Source organism: Microcystis sp. M53602_WE12, assembly GCF_030065455.1.
GTDB classification, from domain to species: domain Bacteria; phylum Cyanobacteriota; class Cyanobacteriia; order Cyanobacteriales; family Microcystaceae; genus Microcystis; species Microcystis aeruginosa.
This window is the reverse complement of sequence record NZ_JASJFB010000401.1, coordinates 1-1,605: the sequence shown is the minus strand read 5'-3', so window position 1 is coordinate 1,605 and position 1,605 is coordinate 1. Positions and strand designations below refer to the sequence as shown.

At 47.1% G+C, this 1,605-nt stretch carries 1 protein-coding gene; it reads left to right on the top strand.

What is annotated here, in order from left to right; translation table 11 throughout:
* Positions 1-445 precede the first annotated feature (445 nt).
* Positions 446-1,605, top strand: a 1,160-nt coding sequence (urtA, locus tag PX482_RS13535) for an urea ABC transporter substrate-binding protein (protein ID WP_288122547.1), incomplete at its 3' end; no start/stop codon positions are given.

The following is a 1,605-nucleotide window of genomic DNA, read 5'->3' as shown; positions in this document are numbered from 1 at the left end:
TTGAAAGTCCCAATCCTATTTTCGCAGCATGAACATCGGACTTTAACAGGTCAAAAGCTTTATTTTAAAAGGGTTTTACCATTATTCAGCAAGCCCTAAATAGAAATAATCTCCTGTCTCCTGTCTCCTGTCTCCTGTCTCCTATCTCCCGACTCCTGCCTCCTGTCTCCTGACTCCTGACTCCTGACTCCTGACTCCTGCCTCCTGCCTCCCGACTCCTGATAGCTAAAAAACTGAGGTAAATTCCAGAAAAATCATTAATTTTTGGGAAAAAAGTAGCAAAAAATTACAAAAAACATCTAAAAAGTAGCGAAAATTACAAAAAATCTGCTAACCTAGCCGTAATATCACACAGATATTCGTAGAAAGATTCCCGAAAATCTCCTCAGCAAAAACATCCGTGTGAAGTAGCTAATATTGTCAGCGAGGTTAGTTCAAGATCATCATGTCAAATTTAGGACGACGTAAATTTCTCCTGTACGGTTCTGCCGCTTTGGGAACCAGTATTCTGTTAAAAGCTTGTGGTGGCAATCAAAGCCAAACCCCCACGGCTAGTCCTAGCCCGGCTGCTAGTCCCGCCCCAGCCTCTGGAGAGACGATTAAGGTGGGTATTCTGCACTCCCTCAGTGGCACCATGGCCATCAGTGAAACCAGCGTAGTTGATGCGGAAAAACTGGCGATCGAGGAAATCAATGCCGCCGGTGGTGTTCTTGGTAAACAGATCGAGGCAGTGGTGGAAGATGGCGCTTCCGATTGGCCAACTTTTACCGAAAAAGCCACCAAACTGATCGATCAGGACAAAGTTGTGACTGTCTTCGGTTGTTGGACTTCCGCCAGTCGTCAGGCAGTTTTACCCGTGTTTGAAGCCAAAAACCATATGCTCTGGTATCCCGTCCAGTACGAGGGTCAAGAGTGTTCTAGAAATATCTTTTACACCGGTGCTGCCCCCAACCAACAGATCGAGCCGGCAGTGACTTGGTTGCTGGAAAATAAAGGGAAAAAATTCTTCCTCGTCGGTTCCGACTACGTTTTCCCCCGCACTGCCAACACGATCATTAAAGAGCAGTTAAAGGCGAAAGGCGGCGAAACCGTGGGCGAAGACTATCTACCCCTAGGTAACACGGAAGTTACCCCGATTATTACCAAAATTAAGCAAGCTTTACCCGATGGTGGCGTTATTTTCAACACCCTTAACGGTGACAGTAACGTGGCTTTCTTTAAACAACTGCAAGCGGCCGGTTTAACTCCCGATAAATATCCGGTCATGTCGGTGAGTGTTGCCGAGGAAGAAGTTAAACAAATCGGTAAGGAATATCTCCTCGGTCAATACGCTTGTTGGAACTATTTCCAAACCGTAGATACCCCCGCTAACAAGAAATTTGTTGCGGCTTTTCGAGCTAAATATGGTGAGGATCGCGTGACCAATGACCCCATGGAAGCGGCCTACATCATGGTCTATCTCTGGAAGCAAGCGGTGGAACAAGCGGCAACTGCCGATGATCTCGACAAAGTTCGCGCCGCGGCCGTGGGACAAAAATTCGATGCTCCCGAAGGACCGGTGGAAATGTTCCCCAATCATCATATCTCCAAAACCGTCCGCATTGG